Origin of the sequence: Streptococcus sp. k-628, from assembly GCF_013277475.1 — a bacterium.
Taxonomy (GTDB): domain Bacteria; phylum Bacillota; class Bacilli; order Lactobacillales; family Streptococcaceae; genus Streptococcus.
This window is the reverse complement of record NZ_VMMZ01000113.1, coordinates 1-5,032: the sequence shown is the minus strand read 5'-3', so window position 1 is coordinate 5,032 and position 5,032 is coordinate 1. Positions and strand designations below refer to the sequence as shown.

Genomic DNA, 5,032 nt, shown 5'->3' with positions numbered 1-5,032 from the left:
CGATAGAGGATAGCTACCTCTACCTAAATAGGAGATTTTAACTTTGATTTAAGAGAGATAGAATCATAATGAAAACGGTATAGTAGATTGAAACTAGAATAGTAGACCTTGGTTTATAAAATATTGTTAAAAATTAGTTTGAATTTCTCAAATAATTTATTCAGTTATTACTTCATTCTGCTATAAAAAATCAAGCAACTCCTTCTTACAATGGCAAAAACCAGTATGTAACAAAAAATTAATAATTCTGACATTTCAAGATACAGAGCTTGCAATCATTGATAAAATCAGCTACCATGAGTAAGTAAGTAAGTAAGTAAGTAAGTAAGTAAGTAAGTAAGTAAGTAAGTAAGTAAGTTTTATTGTCCCGATTATGATATAATGATTAAGCTAGATAAACTGTGCTAGTAGGAGAAACGATCTTTTCCGCTAGATGTAAACATGAAACTTCCTTTCCTAAAAAACATGACAAAATGATTAATAATTGCTAAGCCTACTAGACAGTTACCCTAGTTTTTTGAATAGAATGAATAGATAAAAAGGAGTTACGAACATGACGCCAGAAGAAATGTACCTGACAGATCGATTGGACGTACAGATAGCTCATTTTTTAAAGAAAAGCGTTCAACATCGTAGACGCTATAAGGTATTAAAAATAACAGAAATCGTGGCAGGTTTTCTCATAGCTGTTTTTTGTGCTATTCCTATGCCAGGTGATCGCTACCGTTTGATTTCGGTTGCCTTATCCAGTCTCGGTTTGCTGTGTGAGGGGATTCTCAATTTGTATAATGCCAAGGAACACTGGATTTCTTACCAAAAGACTGCGCAACTCCTGGAGAGAGAAAAATTCCTCTATCAATGTCAAACGGAGAAATATGCAGGAAAAACCAAAGCTTTTGCCCTGTTTGTCAAGACATGCGAAGGTCTTATCTCAGAGGAAATCAACCAGTGGGAAAGTATCCAGTCAAAAGAAGTGGCAGCTAGTGCAGATGCTCCAGAGAAAAAAGAATAGGAGGTGGAGGAAATGTATCAATCCAGCTACCTATTGCCCTTGCTCTGGTTGAAAAAAGAAGCCGACAAGGAAAAGATGAGCGCAACTCAGTGCCAGATATTTTTCTTTTATTATCAACTGTTTGAACTCTTATTTGCTAGAGAAAGCGACTTGAGAGACTTATGTCTGGGAAGGCAAGGTTTTTATTTCTCGCAGTTAGAGAAAGATTTGCTTTCTGGAGTTTCCCACTTTTTAAAAAACTTGGAGGGCAAGGGGACTCTCAAGGCTAATCAAGAAGTATCAGCTCGCAAAGCCCTTTTTCTAGCCTTGACAACTAGCCAGTCAGATTGGCAGGAGTTGGCTCCTGTTTTTGATTTTTATCAGGCTGTCGGGAGGCTTGAACATCCTTCTCTCTTGAGTTCTCAGGACAGACAACATCTGATGTGGATTTACCAGTCAGCTTTGGAGAAGGATTATAGTGTCAAGGTAATTGGCGACAAGCATTTTGTATTGAAGAGACAAGATGCTACTAAATTGACAGGGCGTCAAACTCAAACTTTGGAAGCACTGAGTCAATCAGAAGACTTGGTCAATCCTGTCTATGTTACATTAGGAGAAAAGGGGGTGCTCTTGCTTGATTAAGAGAGGAGATGTTGTGGCTCTTTATTTGCCTTTTCCGACTATTAGTAGCGATTTGGCTGTGAAGAATCATATGTATATTTGTATTGACAACAGCATGACTAAAAACAAAGAGTTAGTTAAAAATCAGACCTTCAAACCAGCTCTCTTGACCAGACGTTTGGTCAAGAACTTTATGATAGAAGAGCCGGATTTAGCTCGTAATCCTTTTACAAGACCAACCTTGATTGACTTAGATAAGGTATTTATGTTGGATAATACGGTCATTCCGACTTCTTATCTAGCCAGACGGCGACGCAATGTCTCAGAAGAATTGTACGAGGAAGTTTTGGATCACCTAGTCCAACCACAGCTGATTTCACTGAACAAGTCTGAGTTTATGCAACTCAATCCAGGAACTTATTAGGAGGTAGAAGATGACAAATAAAGCAGTAAATGACTTTATACTAGCTATGGATTATGATAAAAAGAAACTCTTGACCCATCAGGGAGAGAGTATCGAAAATCGTTTCATCAAAGAGGGGAATCAGCTACCCGATGAGTTTGTTGTTATCGAAAGAAAGAAGCGGAGCTTGTCGACAAACACAAGTGATATTTCCGTGACGGCTACCAACGATAGTCGCCTCTATCCTGGAGCGCTTCTCGTAGTGGATGAGACCTTGTTAGAGAATAATCCCACTCTTCTTGCGGTCGATCGTGCCCCGATGACTTATAGTATTGATTTGCCTGGTTTGGCAAGTAGTGATAGCTTTCTCCAAGTAGAAGACCCTAGCAATTCAAGTGTTCGCGGAGCGGTAAACGATTTGTTGGCCAAGTGGCATCAAGACTATGGTCAGGTCAATAATGTCCCAGCTAGAATGCAGTATGAAAAAATCACGGCTCACAGCATGGAACAACTCAAGGTCAAGTTTGGTTCTGACTTTGAAAAGACAGGGAATTCTCTTGATATTGATTTTAACTCTGTCCATTCGGGCGAAAAGCAGATTCAGATTGTTAATTTTAAGCAGATTTATTATACAGTCAGCGTAGATGCTGTTAAAAATCCAGGAGATGTATTTCAAGATACTGTAACGGTAGAGGATTTGAGGCAGAGAGGAATTTCTGCCGATCGTCCTTTGGTCTATATTTCGAGTGTTGCTTATGGGCGTCAGGTTTATCTCAAGTTGGAAACTACGAGTAAGAGTGATGAAGTAGAGGCTGCTTTTGAGGCTTTGATAAAAGGAGTCAAGGTAGCTCCTCAGACAGAGTGGAAGCAGATTTTGGACAATACAGAAGTGAAGGCGGTTATTTTAGGGGGCGACCCAAGTTCGGGTGCCCGAGTTGTAACAGGCAAGGTGGATATGGTAGAGGACTTGATTCAAGAAGGCAGTCGCTTTACAGCAGATCACCCAGGTTTGCCGATTTCCTATACAACTTCTTTTTTACGGGACAATGTAGTTGCGACCTTTCAAAACAGTACAGACTATGTTGAGACTAAGGTGACAGCCTACAGAAACGGAGATTTACTCTTGGATCATAGTGGTGCCTATGTTGCCCAATATTACATTACTTGGGATGAATTATCCTATGATTATCAAGGTAAGGAAGTCTTGACTCCTAAGGCTTGGGACAGAAATGGCCAGGATTTGACGGCTCATTTTACCACTAGTATTCCTTTAAAAGGGAATGTTCGCAATCTCTCTATCAAAATTAGGGAGTGTACCGGACTTGCCTGGGAATGGTGGCGTACGGTTTATGAAAAAACCGATTTGCCCCTAGTGCGTAAGCGGACGATTTCTATTTGGGGAACGACTCTTTATCCTCAGGTAGAAGATAAGGTAGAAAATGACTAGGAGAGAAGAATGCTTGCGACAAAAAGAGTGAAGGGCGATTTGTTTTCAGGACTTATCACAGATGTGGATGAGGAAATCATGAATAGCGATCAAAATCGCCTTGATATTGATACTATTGTCATCCACCATAATGGTGGGCTGAGTGATGAGGGGGCTAGAAGTACTTGGTATGTCTCTACAGGTCATGGCACATCTGCTCACTATCAGGTGACTCCTGATAAGATATGGGGGTGTGTTGGTGAAGAGAGCGTCGCTTATCATGCTGGCAACTATGAGGTCAATCAGCGTTCGATTGGTATTGAACACTTAAATAACCGTGGAGGACCTGACTGGACGATTGCAGAGGAAACTTACTGGAACTCAGCACGTTTGATTGCAGATATTTGTAATCGTTATAATTTACCAATCAATCGTGAGACCATCCATCCTCATCAAGAATTTACAGCTACAGATTGCCCTGGTGGGATTGATCTCAATCGACTCATCCAGATGGCGGCTGAGATTCTTGCTGGAGATAGTTTCCAAGTTTCAAAAGAGGAACAGCCTCGAGATGGGAATGAAGAGCGCCTAGTGCGTGTAGTGGATGATGACCTCTACATCCGAACAGGTCCAGGTCTGGCTTATCCTGACCAAGGTTTTTGTCCTCTTGGGACTTTTACCATCATGCAGGTAGAAGAAGCAGATGGCTATACTTGGGGCTTGTTGAAGTCGGGTAGGGGCTGGATCGCACTAGACTATACAGAAGAAATCAAATAGAAAAAGGAAGAAAGAATGAAACTAAAAAGTAAAGAAGATCACAAAGGGGAAAAGGTTTTTCGTTACTCAATAAGGAAATACCACTTCGGTGCTGCCAGCGTTGCCGTTGCGGCGCTGATGTTTTTTGCCAACGGGACAGTACAGGCACAAACACCTGAAATTTCCCCAGCGACAGAGAGTGGAATGACTAGAACCAGCGCCCTTGTAAGCGATTCCTCGGGGGGGGGGATCTAAAGAGCTAAGTGAAGAAAGTCCTGATACAGCCCCTAGTCAGCCTGAACAATCTAAGCAAGGTAATCGAGAAAACCAAGAAGTTTCAAATGAAAACAAGTCTCTAGTAAAAGATAGCGAAGAAGGCAAGAAAGAGAACCAAGCAGAGGCAAGCCGTCCTACTGTAAATAAGTCACTTGCCGAGTCTGCGCAAGCCAGTCTGCAAGCTCTGCTTACCAATCTGACACTGGACTCTATGAAAGAACTCCATGCTCGTGTAGAAGCAGGTCTAGCACAAGCTAAAGCTGTTCTTGAAAATCCAAACTCCAGTCAAGAGGAGGTCAATGCCCAGGTTCAAGTCATGAAAACCTTGACTGAGGAGGTCAACAAGGCTTTGGCTGGTGGACTCACATCTCCAGCTGAGCTTGGAGAAGGAAGTGGTGCGACTCAGAGTGAAGCAAGCTCAACTCCTAGACGAGGACGAGGTCGTAGGGGGCAACTAACCCCTCCTGCAATGCCAGCACCAGCAGAAAATCAAGAAACCAAGGAAACAGCGGAGGAAATTACAGACTACACAAATGGTTCAGGTAGCTATCCTCTATCG

General features: G+C 41.9%; 6 protein-coding genes and 1 pseudogene. All 7 read left to right on the top strand.

The genetic code is table 11. The annotated features are described in order from the left end of the window. Nucleotides 1-553 precede the first annotated feature (553 nt). Nucleotides 554-1,012: a DUF4231 domain-containing protein gene (locus HT730_RS10170; RefSeq protein ID WP_031222784.1), complete on the top strand. Its 459-nt coding sequence runs from the start codon at nt 554-556 to the stop codon at nt 1,010-1,012. Nucleotides 1,013-1,024: 12 nt separating this feature from the next. Then, complete coding sequence (locus HT730_RS10165) at nt 1,025-1,633, top strand: hypothetical protein (protein ID WP_173307521.1); 609 nt, start codon at nt 1,025-1,027, stop codon at nt 1,631-1,633. Then, nucleotides 1,626-2,036, top strand: a complete 411-nt coding sequence (locus HT730_RS10160; RefSeq protein ID WP_069187618.1) for a hypothetical protein — start codon at nt 1,626-1,628, stop codon at nt 2,034-2,036. The genes HT730_RS10165 and HT730_RS10160 overlap by 8 nt, the downstream gene beginning before the upstream one ends. Before the next feature lie 10 nt (nt 2,037-2,046). Beyond that, nucleotides 2,047-3,462 carry a cholesterol-dependent cytolysin pneumolysin gene (ply, locus tag HT730_RS10155; protein WP_173261657.1) on the top strand — a complete coding sequence of 472 codons (1,416 nt, stop codon included), beginning with the start codon at nt 2,047-2,049 and terminating at the stop codon, nt 3,460-3,462. A 9-nt stretch (nt 3,463-3,471) separates the two neighbouring features. Further along, nucleotides 3,472-4,218 (top strand): peptidoglycan recognition family protein, encoded by a 747-nt coding sequence (locus HT730_RS10150; RefSeq protein WP_173307520.1) that lies wholly within the window; start codon nt 3,472-3,474, stop codon nt 4,216-4,218. Between the two features lie 15 nt (nt 4,219-4,233). Then, entirely contained in the window at nt 4,234-4,452 is a 219-nt protein-coding gene (locus HT730_RS10145; protein ID WP_173307519.1) for a YSIRK-type signal peptide-containing protein, read from the top strand. A gap of 232 nt (nt 4,453-4,684) precedes the next feature. Next, nucleotides 4,685-5,032 (top strand): annotated as a pseudogene (locus HT730_RS10140) (hypothetical protein); the annotation flags it as partial.

Excerpts from the sequence above, each read along its gene's own strand:
- HT730_RS10170 (WP_031222784.1), top strand. The coding sequence starts at position 554 with ATGACGCCAGAAGAAATGTACCTGACAGATCGATTGGACGTACAGATA.
- HT730_RS10165 (WP_173307521.1), top strand. The coding sequence starts at position 1,025 with ATGTATCAATCCAGCTACCTATTGCCCTTGCTCTGGTTGAAAAAAGAA.
- ply (WP_173261657.1), top strand. The coding sequence starts at position 2,047 with ATGACAAATAAAGCAGTAAATGACTTTATACTAGCTATGGATTATGAT.
- HT730_RS10150 (WP_173307520.1), top strand. The coding sequence starts at position 3,472 with ATGCTTGCGACAAAAAGAGTGAAGGGCGATTTGTTTTCAGGACTTATC.
- HT730_RS10145 (WP_173307519.1), top strand. The coding sequence starts at position 4,234 with ATGAAACTAAAAAGTAAAGAAGATCACAAAGGGGAAAAGGTTTTTCGT.